Origin of the sequence: Kitasatospora sp. HPM-01-4 (assembly GCF_051374625.1) — a bacterium.
GTDB lineage: Bacteria > Actinomycetota > Actinomycetes > Streptomycetales > Streptomycetaceae > Kitasatospora.
This window is the reverse complement of record NZ_JBPQGP010000005.1, coordinates 198,256-219,356: the sequence shown is the minus strand read 5'-3', so window position 1 is coordinate 219,356 and position 21,101 is coordinate 198,256. Positions and strand designations below refer to the sequence as shown.

The 21,101-nt window shown below is 71.8% G+C and carries 22 protein-coding genes and 2 pseudogenes; 16 read left to right on the top strand and 8 right to left on the bottom strand.

The window, feature by feature from the left end; genetic code table 11:
* Positions 1 to 196: 196 nt before the first annotated feature.
* Positions 197 to 292 carry a hypothetical protein gene (locus ACSMTC_RS40630; protein ID WP_473965320.1) on the top strand — a complete coding sequence of 32 codons (96 nt, stop codon included), beginning with the start codon at positions 197 to 199 and terminating at the stop codon, positions 290 to 292.
* A gap of 198 nt (positions 293 to 490) precedes the next feature.
* Here ACSMTC_RS40630 and ACSMTC_RS01505 read toward each other — a convergent pair whose 3' ends face one another.
* The gene (locus tag ACSMTC_RS01505) at positions 491 to 1,396 is read right to left on the bottom strand and encodes an EamA family transporter (protein ID WP_436557782.1); all 906 of its coding nucleotides are present in this window, start codon (positions 1,394 to 1,396) and stop codon (positions 491 to 493) included.
* A 48-nt stretch (positions 1,397 to 1,444) separates the two neighbouring features.
* Here ACSMTC_RS01505 and ACSMTC_RS01500 point away from each other — a divergent pair, with 48 nt between their 5' ends.
* From ACSMTC_RS01500 to ACSMTC_RS01490, 3 genes are all read left to right on the top strand, one after another.
* Complete coding sequence (locus ACSMTC_RS01500) at positions 1,445 to 2,020, top strand: MarR family winged helix-turn-helix transcriptional regulator (RefSeq protein WP_436557781.1); 576 nt, start codon at positions 1,445 to 1,447, stop codon at positions 2,018 to 2,020.
* 365 nt (positions 2,021 to 2,385) lie between these two features.
* Entirely contained in the window at positions 2,386 to 2,901 is a 516-nt protein-coding gene (locus ACSMTC_RS01495) for a GNAT family N-acetyltransferase (RefSeq protein WP_436557780.1), read from the top strand.
* A 342-nt stretch (positions 2,902 to 3,243) separates the two neighbouring features.
* On the top strand, positions 3,244 to 4,230 hold the full coding sequence (locus ACSMTC_RS01490; RefSeq protein ID WP_436557779.1) for an aldo/keto reductase: 987 nt from the start codon (positions 3,244 to 3,246) through the stop codon (positions 4,228 to 4,230).
* 83 nt (positions 4,231 to 4,313) lie between these two features.
* Here the strand turns inward: ACSMTC_RS01490 and ACSMTC_RS01485 are convergent.
* Positions 4,314 to 5,225: pseudogene (locus tag ACSMTC_RS01485) on the bottom strand (IS982 family transposase); the annotation flags it as partial.
* Positions 5,226 to 5,295: 70 nt separating this feature from the next.
* On the opposite strand from ACSMTC_RS01485, the gene ACSMTC_RS01480 reads away from it, so the two are divergent.
* The 3 genes and pseudogenes from ACSMTC_RS01480 to ACSMTC_RS01470 all read left to right on the top strand — a co-directional run bounded on the left by ACSMTC_RS01480 (position 5,296) and on the right by ACSMTC_RS01470 (position 7,706).
* Positions 5,296 to 5,685: a hypothetical protein gene (locus ACSMTC_RS01480; protein WP_436557778.1), complete on the top strand. Its 390-nt coding sequence runs from the start codon at positions 5,296 to 5,298 to the stop codon at positions 5,683 to 5,685.
* Positions 5,686 to 5,885: 200 nt separating this feature from the next.
* Positions 5,886 to 6,365 (top strand): annotated as a pseudogene (locus ACSMTC_RS01475) (helix-turn-helix domain-containing protein); the annotation flags it as partial.
* 441 nt (positions 6,366 to 6,806) lie between these two features.
* Positions 6,807 to 7,706, top strand: coding sequence for an aminoglycoside phosphotransferase family protein (locus ACSMTC_RS01470; protein WP_436557777.1), 900 nt, complete (start codon positions 6,807 to 6,809; stop codon positions 7,704 to 7,706).
* A 183-nt stretch (positions 7,707 to 7,889) separates the two neighbouring features.
* On the opposite strand, the gene ACSMTC_RS01465 is transcribed toward ACSMTC_RS01470, so the two are convergent.
* Positions 7,890 to 8,468, bottom strand: a complete 579-nt coding sequence (locus ACSMTC_RS01465; protein ID WP_436557776.1) for a maltokinase N-terminal cap-like domain-containing protein — start codon at positions 8,466 to 8,468, stop codon at positions 7,890 to 7,892.
* 175 nt (positions 8,469 to 8,643) lie between these two features.
* Here ACSMTC_RS01465 and ACSMTC_RS01460 point away from each other — a divergent pair, with 175 nt between their 5' ends.
* Positions 8,644 to 9,369, top strand: coding sequence for an alpha/beta fold hydrolase (locus ACSMTC_RS01460; RefSeq protein ID WP_436557775.1), 726 nt, complete (start codon positions 8,644 to 8,646; stop codon positions 9,367 to 9,369).
* Between the two features lie 105 nt (positions 9,370 to 9,474).
* Here the strand turns inward: ACSMTC_RS01460 and ACSMTC_RS01455 are convergent, their stop codons facing one another.
* From ACSMTC_RS01455 to ACSMTC_RS01445, 3 genes are all read right to left on the bottom strand, one after another.
* Positions 9,475 to 9,735 (bottom strand): hypothetical protein, encoded by a 261-nt coding sequence (locus tag ACSMTC_RS01455; RefSeq protein WP_436557774.1) that lies wholly within the window; start codon positions 9,733 to 9,735, stop codon positions 9,475 to 9,477.
* A gap of 88 nt (positions 9,736 to 9,823) precedes the next feature.
* Positions 9,824 to 9,982: a hypothetical protein gene (locus ACSMTC_RS01450; protein ID WP_436557773.1), complete on the bottom strand. Its 159-nt coding sequence runs from the start codon at positions 9,980 to 9,982 to the stop codon at positions 9,824 to 9,826.
* A 107-nt stretch (positions 9,983 to 10,089) separates the two neighbouring features.
* Positions 10,090 to 11,124, bottom strand: coding sequence for a lactonase family protein (locus ACSMTC_RS01445; protein WP_436564565.1), 1,035 nt, complete (start codon positions 11,122 to 11,124; stop codon positions 10,090 to 10,092).
* A gap of 275 nt (positions 11,125 to 11,399) precedes the next feature.
* On the opposite strand from ACSMTC_RS01445, the gene ACSMTC_RS01440 reads away from it, so the two are divergent.
* The 3 genes from ACSMTC_RS01440 to ACSMTC_RS01430 are packed head-to-tail and all read left to right on the top strand — an operon-like array spanning position 11,400 to position 15,700.
* The gene (locus ACSMTC_RS01440) at positions 11,400 to 12,449 is read left to right on the top strand and encodes an NAD(P)-dependent alcohol dehydrogenase (protein WP_436557772.1); all 1,050 of its coding nucleotides are present in this window, start codon (positions 11,400 to 11,402) and stop codon (positions 12,447 to 12,449) included.
* A 51-nt stretch (positions 12,450 to 12,500) separates the two neighbouring features.
* Positions 12,501 to 14,330, top strand: coding sequence for a glycoside hydrolase family 15 protein (locus tag ACSMTC_RS01435; protein WP_436557771.1), 1,830 nt, complete (start codon positions 12,501 to 12,503; stop codon positions 14,328 to 14,330).
* Positions 14,327 to 15,700, top strand: a complete 1,374-nt coding sequence (locus ACSMTC_RS01430; protein ID WP_436557770.1) for a glucose-6-phosphate dehydrogenase — start codon at positions 14,327 to 14,329, stop codon at positions 15,698 to 15,700. Before ACSMTC_RS01435 ends, ACSMTC_RS01430 begins: the two co-directional genes overlap by 4 nt.
* A gap of 13 nt (positions 15,701 to 15,713) precedes the next feature.
* Here ACSMTC_RS01430 and ACSMTC_RS01425 read toward each other — a convergent pair whose 3' ends face one another.
* On the bottom strand, positions 15,714 to 16,157 hold the full coding sequence (locus ACSMTC_RS01425; protein ID WP_436557769.1) for a hypothetical protein: 444 nt from the start codon (positions 16,155 to 16,157) through the stop codon (positions 15,714 to 15,716).
* Positions 16,158 to 16,499: 342 nt separating this feature from the next.
* Here ACSMTC_RS01425 and ACSMTC_RS01420 point away from each other — a divergent pair, with 342 nt between their 5' ends.
* Positions 16,500 to 17,630: a hypothetical protein gene (locus ACSMTC_RS01420; RefSeq protein ID WP_436557768.1), complete on the top strand. Its 1,131-nt coding sequence runs from the start codon at positions 16,500 to 16,502 to the stop codon at positions 17,628 to 17,630.
* 187 nt (positions 17,631 to 17,817) lie between these two features.
* Here the strand turns inward: ACSMTC_RS01420 and ACSMTC_RS01415 are convergent, their stop codons facing one another.
* Positions 17,818 to 18,036 (bottom strand): hypothetical protein, encoded by a 219-nt coding sequence (locus tag ACSMTC_RS01415; RefSeq protein ID WP_436557767.1) that lies wholly within the window; start codon positions 18,034 to 18,036, stop codon positions 17,818 to 17,820.
* A gap of 445 nt (positions 18,037 to 18,481) precedes the next feature.
* Between ACSMTC_RS01415 and ACSMTC_RS01410 the strand changes: the two genes are divergently transcribed.
* The 4 genes from ACSMTC_RS01410 to ACSMTC_RS01395 all read left to right on the top strand — a co-directional run bounded on the left by ACSMTC_RS01410 (position 18,482) and on the right by ACSMTC_RS01395 (position 21,100).
* Positions 18,482 to 18,781 carry a hypothetical protein gene (locus ACSMTC_RS01410; RefSeq protein WP_436557766.1) on the top strand — a complete coding sequence of 100 codons (300 nt, stop codon included), beginning with the start codon at positions 18,482 to 18,484 and terminating at the stop codon, positions 18,779 to 18,781.
* 297 nt (positions 18,782 to 19,078) lie between these two features.
* Entirely contained in the window at positions 19,079 to 19,747 is a 669-nt protein-coding gene (locus tag ACSMTC_RS01405) for a DUF4097 family beta strand repeat-containing protein (RefSeq protein ID WP_436557765.1), read from the top strand.
* A 176-nt stretch (positions 19,748 to 19,923) separates the two neighbouring features.
* Complete coding sequence (locus tag ACSMTC_RS01400) at positions 19,924 to 20,136, top strand: DUF4287 domain-containing protein (protein WP_436557764.1); 213 nt, start codon at positions 19,924 to 19,926, stop codon at positions 20,134 to 20,136.
* A gap of 163 nt (positions 20,137 to 20,299) precedes the next feature.
* Complete coding sequence (locus ACSMTC_RS01395; protein WP_436557763.1) at positions 20,300 to 21,100, top strand: CPBP family intramembrane glutamic endopeptidase; 801 nt, start codon at positions 20,300 to 20,302, stop codon at positions 21,098 to 21,100.
* Position 21,101 lies beyond the last annotated feature (1 nt).

Sequence of the window (21,101 nt, the reverse complement as noted above, 5' to 3'; positions counted from 1 at the left end):
AGTCCACGGCCCTCGGAGGCCGGACGAGCGACCTTCGGTGTCACCGGCGGACCGCCCGGCGACTGAGAAGGCCGGCCGGGCGCCCGTGACCACGTGGGTACGGCCCGGCGTGCCGTTGTCGGCAGCGCCTGTCCGTCGCGGACGGCGCGCCGAGTGAGCCCTGGTGTGGAACGGTGGAACCGGGGGCGAAGGCACGATGGTGAGAGGAGTGGCCATGTCATCGAAGCGGCGCCGTAAGAAGAAGACGCGTTGCAAGCACGGGGCCAACCACGGTAAGCGGCCCCAGTGCTGAGTGCTGACCGACCGGTCGGCGGTTCCTGGTGGCGCCGCTTGTGACCGTCGCCGCCGGCGGGGCCGAGACCGGCCCCGCCGGCGGATGCGCGTCGTCGGCGGGGCGCGCTGGCCCCTGAGGGCGGGGCCGGGCGGCATGCGGCGGGGGAGCAGCGGTCGGTGCCGATGGCAGGTGGCGGCGCGGCGTCCGGTGCGGGGATCAGCAGCGCGCCCGGGACGGCGGGTGTGCGGGCGTGGTGGCGGGGGGCGCGACGCGGGCCGGCGGGCGCGGACGGCCGAGCAGGACGCTGGCCAGCACTAGGGCCAATCCGAGGGTCTGACGGAGCCCCGGCTTCTCTCCCGCCACCGCCACGCCCAGCAGGACACCGGCCAGTGGATTGAGCAGGCCGAGCAGACCGACGCTGCCGGCGGGCAGGTGGCGCAGGCCGGCGAACCAGAGGGCGAAGGCGAGCGCGGTGGCCACCAGGGTGGTGTAGCCGAACGCCAGGAGTACCGGGACGCTCGGCGTGGGCGGCGGGCCCTCGACGAGGGCGGCCGCCGGTAGCAGGACCAGGCCGCCGCAGGTCAGCTGCCAGGAGGTGGCGGCCAGCGGGTCGGCGCCCTCGCGCCAGCGGGCGGCCAGCACGTAGCCGACGGACGAGACCAGCATCGCCGCCGCCGAGGCGAACAGGCCGGCCGGGCGCACCGGGCCGGATCCCCCGAGCAGTGTGAGTGCGACCCCGCCCAGACCCACCAGCGCGCCCGCCAGGTGGGCGCGGGCGGGGCGCTGCCCGGCCAGGGCCCAGGCGGTCAGGAGCATCGCCAGCGGGGAGGCGGCCATGACGGTGGCGGCCACGCTGGTGGCCAGCAGCTGGGAGGCGGTGTAGAGCAGCACGAAGAAGGCGGCCGTGTTGAGCAGTCCGAGCACAGCCGAGCGCCACCACCACGCCCCGCGTGGGCGGCGCCGGGACAAGGCCAGCAGCACCAGCCCGGCCGGCAGTGCCCGCAGCGCGGCGCCCCACAACGGGCGGTCGGCGGGCAGGAACTCGCGGGTGACGTAGTAGTTGGCGCCCCAGGCCAGCGGCGCGATCGCGGTGAGGGCGAGCCATCGCAGATTGGCTTCCATGGAAGCCAATATAGCTTCCTGGGAAGCTAATGGCGGTAGGGTGGTCTCATGGAGCAGCACCACACGCCGGAAGCCGCCGCGGGACCGGCCGACCACGTAGCCCTCATCCAGGCCCAGTGGCGCCGTGAGCGCCCCGACCTCGACGTCTCGCCGCAGGCGGTGATCGGCCGCCTGCACCGCCTGGCTGCCCGACTGACCGACGAGCTGTGCCTGGTCTACGGTCGCTACGGGCTCGGTGAGGGCGAGTTCGACGTCCTGGCCGCGCTGCGCCGCGCGGGCGAGCCGTACGAGCGGGCCCCCGGCGAGCTGGCCGCGCACACCATGGTCACCACCGGTGCCATGACCAAACGGATCGACCGCCTGGAGCGGGCCGGACTGGTCACCCGCCGCACGGCCGAGGACGACCGGCGCGGCCGGGTGGTCGCCCTCACCGAGGCCGGGCGCCGGTTGATCGACGAGGCGTTCACCGCCCACATGCGCAACGAGCACCGCCTGTTCGGCCTGCTCAGCCCGGACGAGGCCGCCGCACTGGAGACGCTGCTGGCCACCTGGCAGCGCCGGCTCGACGGCCTCGACCACGGCCCCGGCGACGACCACGGCCCCGGTGACGACCGCGGCCGCTGAGCGGCGCGGGCCGCCCCGCGCGGTGCCTCCGCCCCGGCGGGCCGGTGGCGGCTTCGGCCTGTCCGGCAGGGCTGTCCGTCGGTCCGGGCGGCGGTTTCCGGTTTCGGCAGGGTCGCCGGTCAATCCGTTCGACGGTCTCCCGCGGTGCGTGGTAGCTTCGCTGGGTTCGTGCTGATCAGGGTTCGAGGACAGGAAAGGGAGGTGGGGCTGATGACCGCGCTCAAGGCCACTGCGACGAGCAGCGCCCGGACCGCCCTCACGTCCCGGGCGACGGACTGACCTGGTAACCCCGTGCCTCGCTGAGAGCGTGAGCTCGCGAGGTCGTTCCCGCACGAATCCCGTCTGAAACGGATCTTCATCCCGTCATGCGTACACGCAACCAGTGGATCACTCGCGCCGAGACCGAGGCCGACATCCCGACCATCCGCGACATCAACCTCGCAGCGTTCGACACCCCGCTGGAGGCCGACCTCGTCGACGCCCTGCGCGCCGACCCCTGCTGGATCGACGGCCTGTCCGTCGTCAGCACCGAGGACGACGGCACGCCCGTCGGCCACGCCCTGCTGACCCGCTGCCACATCGGTGACTCCCCGGCCCTGTGCCTGGCCCCCGTCGCCGTACTCCCGGAACACCAGAGGACCGGCGCCGGGTCCGCGGCCATCCGCGCCGCCCTCAAGGCGGCGAAGGAGATCGGCGAGCACCACGTGGTCGTCCTCGGGCACCCGGAGTACTACCCGCGCTTCGGCTTCACCCGCGCCTCCACCCACGGCATCGGCCTCACCATCGACGTTCCGGACGAGGCTCTGATGGCCCTCACCTTGGACGAGGCCCACCCGCTGCCCGGCGGCACCGTCCGCTACGCGGCGCCTTTCGGTATCTGACGGACCCGGCCGGCCGTGCGGTGGCCTTGGCCCCGCGCGGCCGGTGCCCCCTTTCGGTCCAGGACCTGCTGACGAGCACGGCCGACCGCGCCCGCGGGCCGAGCGGCACGCCGCCGGAGCACCAGGCCGGGCCGCACCCCGGGCAACGGAACCCGGCCACGGGTACGGTCGGCCCGCCACCGGGGCCTGCGGCGTCCCGCCCCAGCAGCGGACGGCGACCAGCGCACCCGGCCGTGCCTATCCCGCACACCACGGCGGTCGGCAGTCGGGCGGAAGATAGGGTTCCGCTGCGGGTGGGGCACGCCGTCCCCGCCCGCGGAAACCACCGAAGGGACCCTCGCCATGCCGGCCGCACCCGCCACCGGACCCTCCGTCAGCCCGTCGCTCGCGCGCTTCGGTCTGGGTACGGCCGCCGTCGGGCGGCCCGGCTACATCACGCTCGGTCGCGACCTCGACCTGCCTGCCGAGCGCACCGTCGAGGCGATGCGCGAGCGGACGCACCAACTGCTCGACGCCGCCTACGCGGCGGGCGTGCGGTACTTCGACACGGCCCGGTCCTACGGCCGCGCCGAGGAGTTCGTCGCCGAGTGGCTGGCAGCCAGGCCGCAGGCCGCGGCCGACGCGGTGGTGGGCAGCAAGTGGGGCTACACCTACACCGCCGACTGGCGGGCCAGCGGGGTGCCCGTGCACGAAGTCAAGGAGCACTCCGTGGCGGTGTTCGACCGTCAGATCAAGGAGACCAGGGCGCTGCTGGGCCGGCATCTGGACGTGTACCTGGTGCACTCGGTCACCCCGGACAGTCCGGCGCTGACCGACCCCGTGCTGCACGCGCGGCTGGCGGCGCTGGCCGCGGAGGGCGTCCGGGTCGGGATCTCGACCAGCGGTCCGGCGCAGGCCGAGGCCGTCCGGGCGGCACTGGAGGTGACGGTGGAGGGACAACCGCTGTTCGCCGCCGTCCAGTCCACCTGGAACCTGCTGGAGCCGTCCGCCGGGCCGGCACTCGCCGAGGCGCACGCGGCGGGATGGCTGGTGGTGGTGAAGGAGGCCATGGCCAACGGCCGCCTCGCCGGCCGCAACGCCACCGGCCCCGACACCGCCGCGCTGCGCTCCCTCGCCACCCGGACCGGCGCGTCCTGCGACGCCCTCGCGCTGGCCGCGGCGGCAGCCCAGCCCTGGGCGGACATCGTGCTCTCCGGCGCCGCGACCCCGGAGCAGCTGGCCTCCAACCTCACCGCCGCCGGGCTCGACCTCGTCCCCGACGAGCTGCCCGGGCTCGCAGAGCCCGCCGAGGCGTACTGGCGCACCCGCTCCGGGCTCCCCTGGGCGTGAGCCGTCCCCGGCCGGGTGGCCGACACGTTGCCGAGGACGCCCGAGCACTGGCGGGTGACTAGATGATCTATTCCAAGGGAGCAGTGATCGTAGGCGACCAGTGAGCACAGGACGGTTTGTCCCGTGGCGTTGTTGTGCCAGATCGCGGCGGTCAGCGCGAGGATGCGTTGCATGACGCGGGCTACGACACCTCCGGGTGTGCGCCCTCGGTGCCGTTCGAGGTCAAGCTGCCCCTTGAGGGTCTCGTTGATCGATTCGATGACCTGTCGAAGCGGCTTGAACAGGGCTGCGCCAGGCCGTTCCCGTTCACCCTTACGGGCAGGCCGCAGCAACTGGACTCCATACTCGGACAGTTCACGTTCGAAACCACGGCCGAAGTAGTTCTTGTCGCCGATGTGAGTCTGTCGGGGACGTTCTCGGAGAAGCTCGCATTCGGCCGCCAGGAGGTCAAGGAGGGTCTCGCGTTCGTCGGCCTTGGCCCCAGTCAGAGCGAAGCGATGGGCAGGCCCTGAAAGGGTGCAGACCAGGTGCAGGCGCAGGCCCCAGAAGAAGCGGCTGTGGCTGGCGCAGTAGCCGTATTCGGCCCAACCTGCCAGGTCGGAGCGTTTGACGGTCTCGCGGGAACGGCCGCATTCCACCGGGGTGGAGTCCACGACCCATACGTCGTCGCACCACACCGAGGTGGCGGTGGCCAGGATCCGGTTGATGCTTCGCATCAGACCGGCGGGCTTGCGCAGCCGCTTGTTGTAGCCGGGCTGCTGGGGCAGGTAGGGGAAAAGGTGCCGCAGGTGGGCACGGGCATGGCGGAGCCATTTGGCCTCGGAGGTGTAGCCGGGTATGGCCTGCATCGTGGCGAGGGTGACCAGTTCGGCATCGCTCAGGCTGGGCGTGATGCCGACCGGCGGGCGCCACGGCGCCAGGTCGGGATGTTCCTTCAGCATGTCGTCGGTCGTTGCATAGAGTGCTGTCGCGAGGGTGTCCACGTCGTTCGTCACAAAACGATCTTGGACGCCCTCGTTCTCGTCTCCGCAGGCACCCCTTGGACCACACCACCAGGAGGAACCAGTGTCATACCCGCAACTGCTCACCCCCGAGGAGAAGCTCGCCAACGCGAAGAAGCTGTTGATCCTCCCGCGTATCGTCGTGATCTGCGGCTCCACCCGCTTCATGAGCGAGATGACCGAGGCCGATCTGCGAGAGACCAAAGCCGGAAAGATTGTCGTCAAACCGGGCTGTGACATGAAGTCGCCTCACGAACTTTGGTCCGATCCTGTCGAGGCCGAGGCACTGAAGGTTCGACTCGACGACCTGCACCGGGCGAAGATCCGGCTCGCTGATGAAGTGCTCGTAGTCGGCGACTACATCGGGGACAGCACCCGAGCCGAAATCGCCTACGCCCGGTCGCTGGGCAAGCCCGTCCGATTCACGCACCCCGAAGTCGACCCTGACGCCTGACCGCCCGTTGCCACCTCGACAACCAGGGCCGGCAGCCCGCCGCCTGACCGTCTTGCGGTGGCTTCGGCCGCCGCCCACCCCACACCCTCCGTAGGCATCCCTTGGAATTGATCATCCAGTGCCGCATCGGGCAGTGTTCGCCCCGTCGATGTGTCGTCCGGTTGCTGGGTCGGGCGGCGCCGGGCGGTCAGAATGATCACGTGGCTGAACGCGTGCAGGTCCGTGAGATCGATGACGACGAGGGCAGACGGTTGTTGCGGATCGTCCGCAGGGGTACTGGGTCGGTGGTGACCTGGCGGCGGGCCCAGATGGTGCTGCTGTCGGCTCAGGGTATGCCCGTGGCGAAGATCGCCGAGGTCACGTTCACCAGTACGGACCGGGTCCGGGACGTGATCCACAACTTCAACGCCGACGGTTTCGAAGCGCTCTACCCGAAGTACCGGGGCGGGCGCCCGAGGACGTTCACGCTCCCCGAGCGCCGGGAGATCAAGAAGATCGCCGAGTCCAAGCCGGCCGAGCACGGCCTGCCGTTCTCGACCTGGAGTCTGGCCAAGCTGGCCGACTTCCTGGTCGCCGAGGGGGTGGTCGACGACATCAGCCACGAGGGCCTTCGGGTCCTGCTCCGCGAGGAGGGCGTCTCGTTTCAACGCGTGAAGACCTGGAAGACCTCCCGCGACCCCGCCTGCAATCTCCAGCAGGCCCTGGCACTCCTGCCCACAGGCGAGAGCTGAACCGCTCGGAATCCCCGAGGGAGCGCCAGAAGCCGCGCACCCCGTCGGCCGCACACTCGCGGGAGTGCTCCCTCACGTGAAGCGACGTGTTCAGCGCCACCGAGCTGGTGCTCGGCCTGCGGCGAACCTCCGGGCACTGCGGAACGGGCTCCGTCGGCTCGGCGTTCCGACCGGACTCGGTCGCACCTTGACCATCCGACGCCTCGTCCTCTGAACACCCGCGCCGGTCGTGGCCAGCGGGCCGCCGTGGGAAACGAGTTGACGGGTGCCGCCCCGGAACGGTCCCATTGCCGTCGGCCGACAACGGCCGATCCGTGGCGACCGTGCCGTCGGCGTCCGTTGACGTCCAAGGCGCACCGGTGGACCGGTCACCGCTTCAGGGAGGTACTCATGCGCGCCGGCAGGATGCACGCCGACGAGGCGGATATCGACGTACCGCTCGTGCGTCGGCTGATTGGCGCGCAGTTCCCGCAGTGGGCCGGGCTTCCTGTCGAGGCGGTCGAGTCCGCCGGTACGTCCAACGCCATGTACCGGCTGGGTGAGGACATGGTGGTGCGGCTTCCCCGCATCGCCGGAGCCGCCGACGACGTCGAGAAGGAGCACAGGTGGCTGCCGCGGCTTGCCCCGCCGCTTCCCGTCGCCGTCCCCACGCCGCTGGGGAAGGGGATGCCCGCCGAGGGCTATCCCTGGCGCTGGTCCGTTTACAGATGGCTCGACGGCACGAATCCCGTCGTCGGGCGTATCGCTGAACCAGGCCTGCTCGCAGGGGACTTGGCGGAATTCGTCGCGACGTTGCACCGCATCGATCCCGCGGGCGGGCCCGCCTCCTACCGCAGTGAGCCTCTGGCAGCGCGGGACACCGCCACCCGCGCCGCGATCGCGGATCTGCGTGGAACGGTCGACACCGACGCGGTGAGTGCCGCCTGGGAGGCGGCACTGCCGGCCCCCGGGTGGCCCGGTCCGGCAGTCTGGATCCACGCGGATCTGCAACCGGGAAACCTGCTGGTGGCCCAGGGCCGGCTCAGCGCCGTCATCGACTTCGGCTGCCTGGGGCTGGGCGATCCCGCCGTCGACCTGATCACGGCCTGGTACGTGTTGCCGGCCGACGCTCGGGGCGCCTTCCGGGCCGGAGTGGAGGCCGATGACGCGGCCTGGGCGCGAGGTCGCGGCTGGGCGCTGTCGATCGCGCTCCTCGAACTGCGTTACTACCGTGACACCAACCCGGTGATGGCGGCGATCGCACGGCACGTCATCCGCGAAGTCCTCGCCGACCATGAGCACGCAGTGTGAGGCCGGTCGTGGGAGAGCCGGTCGCGTGAGGCCGGTCGTGGGAGGCCGGTCGTGGGAGAGTCGGAATCCGCCGGTGGCGGCCCCACCGCGGAAAGGCGATCGGGTCACCACCGGCAGCCCGATCGCCGTGCGACCCCATCGGCCCGGGGCCACCACAGCGGGTACCTCGCCCGGGCTGAGGACCTACCGCCGCGCGACGGACGCGAGTACGCCCCGCACGGCCGTTCCGTCCGGCCAGCTCCACCCGGCGACGAGGCCCACGGGCGACCCCTCCGCGGTCTGCGTGGACCGCAGGACACGGTTGACCCGCACGTCGAGCCCGTCGGCAGGGACGGTTCCGTGCACGGTGACGGTCGGGTCCGGGGTGTCGCTCTCGCTCTGCCGCTGCGGCGTCGCCTCGCCGCGCAGGAGCGCGCTCAACTGCGCCAGCACCACCGGGTCGTGGACGCCGTCGTAGATCCAGCGGGTGCCGAGCACCCCGTGCTCGGAGGTGCCGATCAGCGCCCCGCCGGGGGCGCCCTCCAGCGCCGCACCCCGGTAGCCCATCGGCACCAGGTACGCCACCGGATCCTGTGCGGTGGTGTCCACCACGACCATGAACTCGATCCCGACCTCGCCCTCCGGATCGTCCAACCGGAACCCACCGGCCTTGACCAGCACCGGTGTTGCCGCGTCGCCCAGGTACCAGTCCTGCTTGGGCAGCCACTCGGTGAGCAGCTCCAGCTTGGTGGGCGTCATGGTGGTCTGGTGGATGGTGGCCATACAAGCTCCCCTACGCGTGCTTCCGGACTAGTCTTCTGACCGGCTGTCAACGAATCCAGCGGAAACGGCGGTCTTCCCGAGCGGGCCGGCGGTACCGGGTCGCTGCTCCGGCCGGACAGGTCCGCCGGTCCGGGCCGGTCTGGCCCGGCGGCCGCGATGCTGCCATATTGTGATCATGAGAGCGCATGTTCTGGAGACCGGCGACGCCGAGTCTCCGGCACTGGTCCTGGTGCACGGCGGTGGCCACGGCGCACGTATGTGGAGACGTCAGCTGGAGGCGCTGTCCGATCACTTCCATGTCGTCGCCCCCGACCTGCCCGGATTCGGTGGCACGCCGGGCCCGTTCAGCCTGACGGCGGCAGTCGAGTCCGTGGTCGAGACCGCCCGACGGCTGCGGCCGGTTCACCTGTGCGGCCACTCGCTCGGAGCGATCGTGGCGGCACGAGTCGCAGCCGAGTACCCGGACCTCCTCGCGCGCCTGGTGCTGGTCGGCGGTCCTGAGATCGCACCGGGCCGGACCTCGTCACGGCGGATTCGGACCGAACGGCACCGCCCCGGCTGGCTGGTCCGGGCGATCTCCGACGTCCCCGGCCGCCGCGGCTGGAACGACGTGCTGGACGCGCTCGAAACGAGCGACCTCTCCGACGCGCTTCCGCGGATCGCCGCACCCACGCTCGTACTGTGCGGTCAGCGGGATCGCACCAGCCTGCCGGATGCCCGCCGGACCTCGGCGGCCATCCCGGGAGCCCACCTGATCACCGTTCCGCACGCCGGGCATCTGCTGCCCATGACGGCACCGCACGCGTTCAACGCCACCGTCCGGGGCTTCCTGATTCCGGACACCGGCGGACCGGCCGATGCCGTCGCCATCGACCGGGACCGCTCCGGCCCACGACCTTGAGCCCGCACCGGTGGAGGCGCATCCCGGCGCGGGCGCGAGCACCGCGAACCGGTGTGCCACAGCGAGGAGCGGGTGAGGCGATCGTCCCGTCAGACGCCGGTGGAGTCACTCGGGTTGCATCCGGCGGATGGCGTGCTGCGCCGCGGCGTGGAACTCACCGGGCGTCACGGAACCCTCCTCGCGGGTCACCGCACCGGCGGCGGTGGAGAGCTCGTCGGCGGCGGTGCTGAGCGCACCGGCGTGCTCGGCGAGTGCGGCCCAGTCGGCCTGGTGGCTTGCCTCGCCGCAGCGGCCGAGGAGAACGACGGTGCGCGCGTAGGCGTCGGCGGCTCGCTGGGCGGCGGGCGTGAGGTTGGCCTCGCTCATGCTGATCACGATAGGCCGGGACCGGTGGTGGCGCAGCTCGGTCGGCGGTCCTCGAGTGGCGGGGCGCCGGAAGGATACCGGGCGGACGTCAGGCCGGAGGCCGAGTGGGACGCAGCGCGGTCACCAGCAGGACGGCTCCGGTGAAGGCGGATCCGGCGCCGGCCCGTTCCAACGGCAGGGCGCTCATGAGTCCTGCCGTCACCGGGCCGATCACCATGCCGATCGAGAGGCCCTGGACCAGACACACGGTCTCGTTCCAGATGAGCGGGGGTGCGCAGCCCGAAGAACATGCTGGCGCCCATGGCCGGACCCGCGGTGGTCAGCGCCGCCGCCTTCGCCGGCGGTTCGGCGCCCTCAGACGAAGATGACGTTGGACGCCGCCGGGACTGACAGCGAGCCGGTGCGGTGCGGGAGGCCCGTCGTGAGGTTGAGGTCGAACCGGGTGACATCGCCCGAGCGCTCGTTCGCCGCGTACAGGCGGGTGCCCGAGGGGTGCAGTACCAGGTCGCGTGGCCAGTGGCCGCCGCACGGCACCGACGCGACCGGCTCCGCCGTCTCACCGGTCTCGTCGAGGGCGAGTACGGCGATGGTGTCCGTGCCGCGTACCGCCGCCCACAGGTAGCGGCCGTCGTGTGAGACGACCGGGGCCGAGGGAAGGGCGGGGACGTCCTCGCCGCCCGGGACCAGCGGGGTTTCCCCCACCGGCTCCAGCGTGCCGGCCGCCGGGTCCCAGCGGCACACGGTCACGGTGGGCCGCAGTTCGCCGAGCACGTACACATGACCCCCGGCCGGGTGGAAGGCGAGGTGCCGTGGCCCGGTGCCGGGCGGCAGCGCGGTCTCGCCGTGGAGTGCCAGTACTCCCGTCTCCGGGTGCAGGGAGCAGATGCGTACCGAGTCGGTGCCGAGGTCGACGCTGAGTACCCAGTGCCCTGACGGATCGGGAAGTACCTGGTGGGCGTGCGGGGTCAGCTGGCGGTCGGGGTGCGGTCCGCTGCCCTCGTGGTGCAGCACACTGCTCGGGTGGTGCGGGGTGCCGTCGGCGGCGAGCGGCAGCACGGTGACGCTGCCGGAGCCGTAGTTGGCGGTCAGCAGGTGGCCGTGGACGACCGTGAGATGTGTGGGCCCGTCTCCGCACACCGCCACGGGCGCGCCGAGCGGGCGGGGCACCGGCCCGGAGATGTCGTAGGCGGCGACCGCCCCTGCCGCCGTCTCCGACACGGCGTAGAGAACCGGGCCGGCCTCCGTGTGCGCGACGGCGAGATATGACGGGTCGGCGACGGAGTCGACGGCGCCCGTCACGGTCAGGGCACCGGTGTCCGGATCCACGTCGGCCACGACGATCCCGCGTCCGCCCGCCGAGGTGAACGATCCGATGAAGGCCCGCCCCATGCCCTTGTGGTCCACAGCGTCCTCCGCCCTGCGCGCACGGGGCCGGTAAGGCGGGTCCGGGGCGATCACGACCGGCTCACGCAGGCCCCGTCCCACACGGATCGGCTTTCACTGGAAAGCCTAACCGCCGAAGCGGCCGGATCGCGATGCCGCCCGGCCGGTGAGAGCGTGGGAACCGGCGGTCGGCCATGGCGGGCACGGCCAGGACGCTGCCGGTCAGGCGGGCCTCGGCGCCGCTTCGGTGACGGTGGTGGACGGCAGGAGGGACCAAGCAGTTGAAGGCGTTCGTGATGAAGGAGATCGGGCGGGTGGGTTTCATGGAGAAACCCGTTCCGAAGCCGGGTCCAGGCGACGCCGTCGTCCGGACGACCCGGGCCCTCATCTGCACCTCGGACTCCCACACCGTCCGGGGCGGCATCGGCCCTCGGAACGACCTGACGCTGGGACACGAAGCGGTCGGCGTCGTGCACGCCGTGGGGAGCGAGGTGAGGGACTTCCGGCCCGGCGACCGTGTGCTGGTCGGCGCCATCACTCCCGACTGGGGCGACCCGGCCTCCCAGAACGGCTATCCGTCGCAGTCCGGCGGACCGCTCGGCGGCTTCAAGTTCGCGAATTCCAAGGACGGGGTTTTCGCCGACTACTTCCATGTGAACGACGCCGACGCCAATCTCGCGAAGATCCCTGACGGGATCTCCGACGCAGCGGCGGTCTACTGCGCCGACATGCTGTCGACCGGATTCATGGGCGCCGAGAAGGGAGACATCCCGATCGGCGGGACCGTGGCAGTGCTCGCGCAGGGGCCGGTCGGCCTGATGGCGACGGCCGGGGCCAGGCTCCGCGGCGCAGGCCTCGTCATCGGAGTCGAATCGGTTCCCAGCCGGCAGAAGCTCGCGCGGACCTACGGCGCGGACCTGATCGTGGACTTCACCAGCGAGGACGTCGTGGAGCGCATCCTCGAGCTCACGGACGGCCAGGGAGTCGACACCGCCATCGAGGCGCTCGGCGCGGACGTGACCTTCCAGACCGCAATCAAGATCACCAAGCCCGGAGGCACGGTCTCCAACATCGGCTACTTCGGCGAAGGGGAGTTCGTGCGCATCCCCCGCGTCGAATGGGGCGTCGGAATGGCGGACAAGACGATCGCGACGGGTCTCTGCCCCGGGGGAAGGCTCCGCATGGAGCGACTGCTGCGGGTGCTGGAGACGAAACGCGTCGACCCGTCGCACCTGACGACGCATGAGTTCCACTTCGACGACATGGAGCGGGCCTTCGAGGTCTCGGACAGGAAACTCGAGGACGTCGTGAAAGTCATGATCGCCTTCTAGACGCGCACCTCAGGTGGTGCGGTCGTCCCGGCGCCGTGAAAGCGAGGAGGAATGCACGATCCCGATCCACCGTTCCGGCCGGTCCGCAGGCAGGAGGGCTACCTGCCGCTGAAGGACCACGGCCTCATCGGGGACGGCACGACGGCCGCGCTGGTCGGCCTGGACGGCTCCATCCCGTGGATGTGCCTGCCCAGGCTCGATGCCGAACCCCTGTTCTGCGGCCTGCTGGACCAGGCTCGGGGCGGGCACTTCACCCTGGCACCGGAGCACCTGGTGGAGGCGCGGCAGCGCTACGAACCTGACACCGGCGTGCTGACCACCGAGTTGCGCAGCACCACCGGACTGGTCCGGATCACCGATGCGCTGGCCCTGCGCTCCGGCGCCGATCTCACCGATGACGCCCCGGCCGACCGGGCCGAACTGGTGCGTTCGGCGGTGGTCCTGGCCGGGAACGTCCGCCTGCGGGCCGACCTGGAGCCCCGCGGCGGCGGGCAGGCGAGGGTCATGTTCAGCGGACTGGAAGTGCGTCCGTCCCGGCGGCCGGACCTACGGCTCCACCTACGGTCCAACCGTCCCCTCACCGGCATGCACGGCACGTACGACCTGCGGCAGGGCGATCGCCTCGACCTCGTCCTGTCCTGGGGCCGCTTCCACCGCCACCACCGGTTCGACACCGATGCGATGCTGCGGGGAACCGCGGACGCGTGGCGCCGCTGGATGAACCACTTCGACTACGACGGCCCCGAGGAGGCCCTGGTCAGGCGCGCCGCGATCACGCTGAAGCTGTGCGACGACTGGGCCAACGGCTCACTGGCCGCGGCGCCCACCTCCTCCCTGCCGGCACCGATCGGCGGGATCCGCAACTGGGACTACCGCTACGCCTGGATCCGCGACACGGCCTTCGCCGTGTTCGCCCTGCGCCGGATCGGCTTCCGCGGCGAGGCCGACGCCTTCCTCGGCTGGGTCCTCGACGCCTTCGAGTACAGCCGGCGGCCCCGGATCATGTACGACCTCCACGGTGGCCCGGTGCCGGACGAGGTCGAGGACAGCGAGCTGGAGGGCTACCGGCGCTCCGCCCCGGTGCGATGGGGCAACGGCGCGGCCGACCAGCGCCAGCACGACGTCTACGGCGAGATCCTGGACTGCGCCGACCAGTGGCTGCGTTCCGGCGGCGAGATCCAGCCCGCGCTGTGGGCCAGCCTGGCCGGGCTGGCCGACTCAGCCGGCCAGGCCTGGCGGCAGCCGGACCAGGGAATCTGGGAGGTGCGCAGCGAGGGCCGGGTGTTCACCTACTCCGCCGGGATGTGCCAGGTGGCCCTCGACCGGGCGGCGGCCATCGGTGAGCGGCTGAACCTGTCCGGGCGGATCGCCGGCTGGCGGACCTCGGCCGACCGGCTGCGCGAACTCATCCTGGAGCAGTCCTGGGACGAGGACGCACGGACCCTCAGCGCCCACCTGGACGGCGGCGGCGTCGTGGACGCGAGCCTGCTCGCGCTGCCGCTGCGCCGGGTCGTGCCGGCCGATCACCCCCGGATGGTGGCGACCACCGCCGCCATCGCCGAGCGCCTGTCCGCCGGTGACGGGCTGCTCTACCGCTACCTGCACGAGGAGGCGCCCGACGGTCTGGCCGGCGACGAGGGCGCCTTCGTGCTGTGCAGTTTCTGGCTGGTGGACAACCTGATCGGCCAGGGCCGGACCGAGGAGGCCGAGGAGCTGTACGCCTCGCTGTGCGCCCGGGCGAGCCCGCTGGGGCTGCTGTCGGAGCAGATCGACCCGTCCAGCGGAGAGTTCATGGGCAACTTTCCGCAGGCGTTCAGCCACATCGGGATCATCGCCAGTGGCGTGAACCTCGCCCGAGCGAAGGCAGGCACTCAGACATGATCGACCGGCTCGCCATCTTCGGTGCGACAGGTGACCTCAGCGCGCGCTACCTCCTGCCGGCGCTGGCCGCCCTGCGGGCGGGGGGACACGTCGGCGACCGGCTGCGGTTGACCGGCGCGAGCCGGCAGGACTGGGACAGCGAGCAGTACCGGGAGTGGATCGCGGCCCAGCTCGACCGCCATGGCGGAGCCTGCGCGGCCGAGGTGAAGCAGGCGATCGCGGCATCGGCCCGCTATCGACGGGCTGATGTCACCGACCCCGCCGACGTCGCCTCGGCCATCGGCGGTGAAGGGCCGGTCGCCGTCTACCTCGCCCTCCCGCCGGCGCTCTTCCCCCGCGTGGTCACCGCACTGCACCGCGCGGGACTGCCGCCGGGCAGCCGGATCGTGCTGGAGAAGCCGTTCGGCGAAGACCTGGCCAGTGCGCGGGAGTTGAACGGCCTGCTCGCCGAACTCCTGCCGGAGCAGGCGGTGTTCCGGGTCGATCACTTCCTGGCCATGACGTCCGTCCAGAACGTGCTCGGCAGCCGGCTCGCCAACCGCGTGCTGGAGCCCGTCTGGAACGGCACCCACATCGCCGAGGTGGAGATCGTCTGGGACGAGACGCTCGCCCTGGAAGGCAGGGCCGGCTACTACGACACCGTCGGGGCACTGAAGGACATGGTGCAGAACCACCTGCTCCAGCTGCTCTGCCTGGTGGCCATGGAACCGCCGGCCACCCTCGGCGAGCGGGACCTGCGCGACCGCAAGGTCGACGTACTGCGGTCGGTACGGCGCCTCAGCGACGAGGACGTGGTGCACCGCACCCGCCGTGCGCGCTATCTGCCCGGTCGGATCGGCGACCGTGACATCCCCGCCTACGTCGACGAGGAAGGCGTGGACCCGAGCCGCCGTACCGAGACCTTCGCCGAGGTGGAACTGGAACTGGACAGCCCGCGTTGGGCCGGAACGAGGTTCCGGCTCCGCAGCGGCAAGGCACTCGGAGCGGACCGCAAGGAGGTCGTGGTGCGCTTCCGTCCCGCCCCTCACCCGCCCTTCGGCCGCAGCGCAGAAGCCCTGCCCAACGTGCTCCGCTTCGGACTCGAGCCGGAAGAGCTGGCCCTGGAGCTGACCGGCGCCGGCTTCCAGGCCCATGGCCTCAACCCGCTCTCGCTGACCGCCCGGATGGAACCGGCCGGGCTGCCCGCCTACGGCCGGCTCCTGCTGGATGCCCTCAAGGGGGATCCCGCCCTGTCCATCCGGGGCGACGAGGCCGAGGAGGCGTGGCGGGTCCTCACACCCGTACTGTCCGCCTGGGAACGGGACTTGGTCCCGCTGGAGCAGTACCCGGCGGGCTCGGACGGGCCGCCTCGGCGTCGGCCGGAGCACTAGCGTCAGGCCCGGGTCACAGTGCGGCGGCCCGTCCGCGGACCAGAAGGTTCTGCGTCCCCAGGCCGATTGCCAGGTACGCGTACAGCGACGCGGTCCCCAGCACTCCGGTCCCGGCCGCGTGGTCGATCCACAGGCCCAGCCCGAGGTGCACCGCCAGCGAGGTCAGCCACAGCCCGGTGGTGGCCGCCGTCCCCTTGCGCAGCACCTCACCCTGGGGGTCGCGCCAGACCCGCACGGTCCGCGCCCTGGCCGCGCCGAGGCCGGCCGCGGCGGCCAGGCTCACCACCAGGAGGACGACGGGAAGCGCGGTCAGCGGATGGTACTTGACGACCGAGGCCGCACCGAAGGCGATCCCGAGGATGCCCAGGACACCGAAGACCGCCGGGGTGACCAGCGATCCGACGGGCCGCACCGGACGGGTGCGCAGCTGTCGGCGCACCACCAGACCAATGATCACCACGGCTATGAGAAGAGCCGGCCCACTGTGAGAACTCTGCACGTCAACCCCCCGGTTTCGGCGCCGCACCAGGAAGGCGGCGCGGCACCACCATAGGGTATGGACACCCGACGGGTCGTGACGGAAGGCGGGTTCGGATGCCGGGTCACGCGGCGAGGCACGCGCGAGGTCGCCGGATCGGTGAACCGTCGGTGCGATGCCCGGAGACCGATGGCGTCGTCCGGCACAGCCGTCGGGGACTCTGGTCGGGGCCTTCGGGCGAGGGCCCTGAGGCCGGCTGTCGCGGCGACCGCGTTGATCTCCGTTGCCCGCGCCCCGTGTGACCAGGGATGATCATCCGCTGTGACGTACTTTCTGATCCTGCTGCTGGCCGTTCTCGTCATCGCTCCGCTGAGGGGCGCCAACCGTAGGGGCAGGGCCGTCACATGGGCCCGCTCGGGGTTCTCCGCGGCCGCGTACGGTCTGGTGCCGCGTGACGGGCTCGATCCCCGGCGGGCCGGACCGCCGATATCCGCCGAACGACGCGCGCGGTCGCAGGCGGTGGCAGACGCGGCCTGGGGCGGGAACTGGCGGCCGGCCGCCGCACATGTGGAGGCGGCCGGCCGGGACTGGGACGAGCGCTGGTCCCGGCTGGCACTGCTGGCCGAGATCGCCGAACAGGACGACGCCTGGCTGACGGCCTGGCGCTCGGCGGACCCGGGAAGCTGCGATGCCGCGACCCTGGAGGCCCAGCGGATGGTGCACCGGGCCTGGGAGATCCGGGGCTCCGGGTACGCGCACGAGGTGCCGGCCGAGAACATGGCGGAGTTCCGCGAGCTGCTGCCCGCCGCGATCGAGGCGGCGCACCGGGCCGCGCTGCTGGCACCGGAGGACCCGGGGCCGTGGGTGGTCATGGTGACGGCGGCACGTGGCGCCCAGTACCGGCCGGACCGGTTCCAGCCGTTGTGGGACGGACTGGTCTCGCGTGCCCCGCACCACTACGAGGGGCACTGGCAGGGCATGCAGTACTGGTGTGCCAAGTGGTTCGGCACGGACGAGGAGATGATGGCCTTCGCCGAGCGCGCCGCGGACGGTGCTCCCGCGGGCAGTCCGCTGGCCGGGATCTACCTGCACGCGCTCCACGAGCTGGAGAAGCGCAACGGCCCCCGCGCGGTGCCGGCGAACCGGGCGGCGAGGCGACGGCTGAAGGCGGTCGCCGAGGCGCTGGCGGCCGTTCCGGCGGACGACTCACGCCTGCCGGTGCTCCGGCACCTGCTCGTCGACTACCTCGGCCGGGCCGGGATGTACGCGGAGGCGCTGGAGCAGTACCGGGTGATCGGGCCGTGGTGCGGCGCCCACCCCTGGGTGGACCAGGCCGACCCGGTAGTGGCCTTCGACCTCGCCCGCGGCGTCGCGGTGAAGCTGTCCAGGACGCGGCCGCTGCCGACCGAACTGCGACCCGTCAAGAACACCGCCAGCCAGCACAGCCGGTAGCCGGGAGCCCGGCACCGCCGTCCGGGAGCAGGCGGTCGGTGTGGCGTGCCGCGCAGCCGTCCGGGGCCGGGGTGGGCACCGCAGGTGGGGCTCGGGGAGGGCCGGTACATCGGCCACTGCCGGGTCTCCCACCTCGGTCACCTCACGAGCTGCAAGCCGGAGCACCAGGCCATGGCGTCCGCATCGGCTAGCGGCTGTTCCGCCCGCGCTCGCTCAGCCCGCCCACCGCGACGCCCAGCGCGATCATCACGCCGTATCCGTAGATCTCATAACCGCCGGGGACCAGGTATCGCATGAAGCCGAAGAGGCGGAGCCAGTCGAACCACTCGTGCAGCAGACCACTGACACCGCCCACGATCAGAACGAAGCTGACGAAGCCCAGCAGCTTTCTCAGGGGCTCATTCATGGCTCCAGGCTAGTCGGCGCGGCGGGACGCGACATCAGCCGGAAGGCCACACCGCCTTCGACGAAAGTTGACATCCACCGGGCGGCGCACCGGAGTTCGTGGCCGGAAGCCGGATGGGGAAACCGTCGGCGGGTGGTGAGGCCGCGGGGGCCGTCGCCACCGATCAAGCCGGGGCGCCCCGGCCCGGCGGGACGGGCTGTGGAACCTGGTGCACGGAACGGGACCGGCGCCGAGTGAAGAGCGTGCGGAGCACCTGATGGTGGTGCGGACGTCGACGGCCGCCCCGGCACGCCACTGAACGCCTGATCAGCCGCTTTGGCGCCTCTGGCACGGGCACGACACGGCAGGCTAGCTTCGGTGACGACGCCGGTCCCACCCGCGCGGCCTGGGCCACGTGTCGCCCGATGACGGGCAAGCGTGCGGCGTCCTCTCGACAGGAGGCACCATGGGATTCCGAAGGTTGCTGGCGGGCCGTTCGGCCCGGCTTGTCACGGCGCTCGCGACGAGTGCGACCCTCATGATCGCCGCATCCGGTACGGCCTCGGCCGTGAACACCGCAGGCTCGTCCTCGCTCCCGGCGGACTCGCAGCCGGCCGCCGTCCTGCACCCCGGCGCCCCGCAGCTCAACGACACCGGGGCCATCAGGAACCTCAACACCGGCCGCTGCATCGACGACAGCTTCGCCTACGGGCTCCGCGCCTTCGGCTGCAACGGCCTCAACTACCAGCAGTTCACGGGTCAGTAGCCCGGAGCCGTCGGGGCCGGCCGCGCGGGGTGGCCGGCCCGCGGCCCGGTGGGTGCCGCGGACAGGACGGCGGCCTCCCGGCGCAACCGGAGCGGCCCGGGGGAGTCCGGCCGACCCCGACTCCGCCCCTGAGATGTCGTCGGCCGATGTCAGGGGCTTTGCAGGGTTGTTCCTGATGCCCCGTCCGGTTCCACCGGAGCAGGATGTCCGAGGTACGACCGATGTGCTGTCCTGGAGGGGAAATCCGTGTCCACCAATGTCCGTTCCCGTACCGCCGTCCACGGAAGGACGTGGGCGGTGGCCACCGCGGTAGCCGCGGTCGCCTTCGCCGGCGGCTGCTCGGCCGTCGAATCGAGGACCGATTCCCAGACCTACGATGTGGCGGATGCGGTCAAGTCCCTTCGGGTCGAGGACCGCGGCGGCAGCATCGAGGTCGTCGCCACCGACCGGAGCACGGTCAAGGTGGTGGAGACCTACATCTACTCGGAGGGCAGGCCCCGCACCTCGCACTCCGTCCAGGACGGCGAGCTCACCCTCAGGGCGACCGGCTGCGGCTCCACGGGGCTGGGTGCCAAGTGCGACGTGGCGTACCGGGTCGAGCTGCCCCGGAGCGCCGCCACGCACCTGGAGAACAACGGCGGGAGCATCAGCGTCGAGGGGCTGTCCGGTGCGACCTACGCGCACACCGACGGTGGCTCCGTCGAGATCAGCCACTCCGTGGCCAAGGACGTCACCGCCCGCACCGACGGCGGCAGCGTAAACGTGGGGTTCGACCAGACGCCGGACCAGGTCGACGCCCACAGCGGTGGCGGCGCCGTCAGTGTCAGGCTGCCCAAAGGCTCCTACGCGGTGGATCTCGGCGGCAGTGTGACGAACCGGTCCGTCGGTGTGGCGGTCGACCCCGCCTCCCCGCACCGGATCAAGGCCCACACCGACGGCGGCAGCGTGTCCGTCACGGACGACTGAGCCATGGCGGTGCGGCGGCGCTCCGGTGTGCCGTCAGTCGCGACCGGGGCCATGGCGGCGACCGACCATACCGACAGCGACACGTAGTTGACGCCAGGTCAGTGACGGGATCGCCCGAGTGTGAGAAGCCGCACTTCCAAGATCATTTCCTGGTCGCGGAATGGCACACTGCAGCCATGACCGAACCTGTGAAGGGCCCCGCGAGCTACTTTCCCTCGATCGAGAAGAAGTACGGCCGTCCGATAGCGGACTGGAAGGACCTCATCCGTTCCTCACCCCTGACCAAGCACATGGACATCGTCTCCTGGCTCAAGACCGAGCACGGACTGGGGCACGGTCACGCCAACGCCCTGGTCGCCCACACCCTTGCCGAGGAGAGCGGCAAGTAGGCCCGTGAGTTCCCCCTGGTACCAGTCGACCATGTCCTCGGGCGTGGACGGGGTGTACCTGGATACACCCCAACTGGGTAGCTAGCCGCAATGACCGCGGGTTCTCGGACCGGCACCGTGGACGGTGACGCGAACGGACCGAGCGACCAGGAGGCCAGGCGGCATGCGGGAATCGAAGCGGGAGTGGAAGGCGGAGGCGGGGGTGTACCTCGCGGTCGCCTTCGTGGCGGCGGGGGCGCTGGGGGCGGTGCAGCCCGCGACGGGGATACCGCCCGAGGTGGTCCAGCTGACGCAGTTCGGCCCCGCCGCCGGGGTGGTGACGGTGGCCCTGCTGTGGCCCTCCCGGGTACGGAGCAGGCTCGCCGGGGCCCTGCCCCGGAGGCGGGAGGCAGCGCGGGCCGTGCGGGGCGGGCCGAGCCGGGGGCTGCTGTTGCTGCTCACGGCACCGCTGATCATCGCGCTCAGTGCGGGTGGGTACGCGTGGGTGGAGGGCGGCCTCCGGATGACCGATCCGGGTACGCTGAGCGACCCCTTCGCGCTGATCGTGGTGGCACAGCTGGTCGGCGCGTGCGGCGAGGAGATCGGCTGGCGCTGCCTGCTCCAGCCCCTGCTGCGCACCCGGTTCGGCCCGCTCACCGCGTCGGCCCTGGTGGGTGCGGTGTGGGGCGTGTGGCATGTGCAGATCTTCGCGCACGCTCCGGCGTACGCGGCCGGATTCCTGCTGGCCACCGTGGCGATGTCCGTCATCCTCGGTCTCGCCCTGGAGCACGTGCGGGCCAACCGGCTGCTGCTGGCGGGCGGTTTCCACACCCTGGTCAACCTGGGGATGCTCCTGTTCATGGACGACGAGTCCGGCACGGCGCTGCCCATGGTGCTGTTCGGCGGCGCGTGCCTGCTGGCGGCGGTGCCGTGGGTGCTGAGGGCACCGGCGGTTAGGATCCCGGCGGCGCACGGAGCGCGCTGAC

Coding starts and splice junctions, on each gene's coding strand:
- ACSMTC_RS40630 (WP_473965320.1), top strand. CDS start 197: ATGGTGAGAGGAGTGGCCATGTCATCGAAGCGGCGCCGTAAGAAGAAG.
- ACSMTC_RS01505 (WP_436557782.1), bottom strand. CDS start 1,396: ATGGAAGCCAATCTGCGATGGCTCGCCCTCACCGCGATCGCGCCGCTG.
- ACSMTC_RS01500 (WP_436557781.1), top strand. CDS start 1,445: ATGGAGCAGCACCACACGCCGGAAGCCGCCGCGGGACCGGCCGACCAC.
- ACSMTC_RS01495 (WP_436557780.1), top strand. CDS start 2,386: ATGCGTACACGCAACCAGTGGATCACTCGCGCCGAGACCGAGGCCGAC.
- ACSMTC_RS01490 (WP_436557779.1), top strand. CDS start 3,244: ATGCCGGCCGCACCCGCCACCGGACCCTCCGTCAGCCCGTCGCTCGCG.
- ACSMTC_RS01470 (WP_436557777.1), top strand. CDS start 6,807: ATGCGCGCCGGCAGGATGCACGCCGACGAGGCGGATATCGACGTACCG.
- ACSMTC_RS01465 (WP_436557776.1), bottom strand. CDS start 8,468: ATGGCCACCATCCACCAGACCACCATGACGCCCACCAAGCTGGAGCTG.
- ACSMTC_RS01460 (WP_436557775.1), top strand. CDS start 8,644: ATGAGAGCGCATGTTCTGGAGACCGGCGACGCCGAGTCTCCGGCACTG.
- ACSMTC_RS01455 (WP_436557774.1), bottom strand. CDS start 9,735: ATGAGCGAGGCCAACCTCACGCCCGCCGCCCAGCGAGCCGCCGACGCC.
- ACSMTC_RS01445 (WP_436564565.1), bottom strand. CDS start 11,124: ATGGGGCGGGCCTTCATCGGATCGTTCACCTCGGCGGGCGGACGCGGG.
- ACSMTC_RS01435 (WP_436557771.1), top strand. CDS start 12,501: ATGCACGATCCCGATCCACCGTTCCGGCCGGTCCGCAGGCAGGAGGGC.
- ACSMTC_RS01430 (WP_436557770.1), top strand. CDS start 14,327: ATGATCGACCGGCTCGCCATCTTCGGTGCGACAGGTGACCTCAGCGCG.
- ACSMTC_RS01415 (WP_436557767.1), bottom strand. CDS start 18,036: ATGAATGAGCCCCTGAGAAAGCTGCTGGGCTTCGTCAGCTTCGTTCTG.
- ACSMTC_RS01410 (WP_436557766.1), top strand. CDS start 18,482: ATGGGATTCCGAAGGTTGCTGGCGGGCCGTTCGGCCCGGCTTGTCACG.
- ACSMTC_RS01400 (WP_436557764.1), top strand. CDS start 19,924: ATGACCGAACCTGTGAAGGGCCCCGCGAGCTACTTTCCCTCGATCGAG.
- ACSMTC_RS01395 (WP_436557763.1), top strand. CDS start 20,300: ATGCGGGAATCGAAGCGGGAGTGGAAGGCGGAGGCGGGGGTGTACCTC.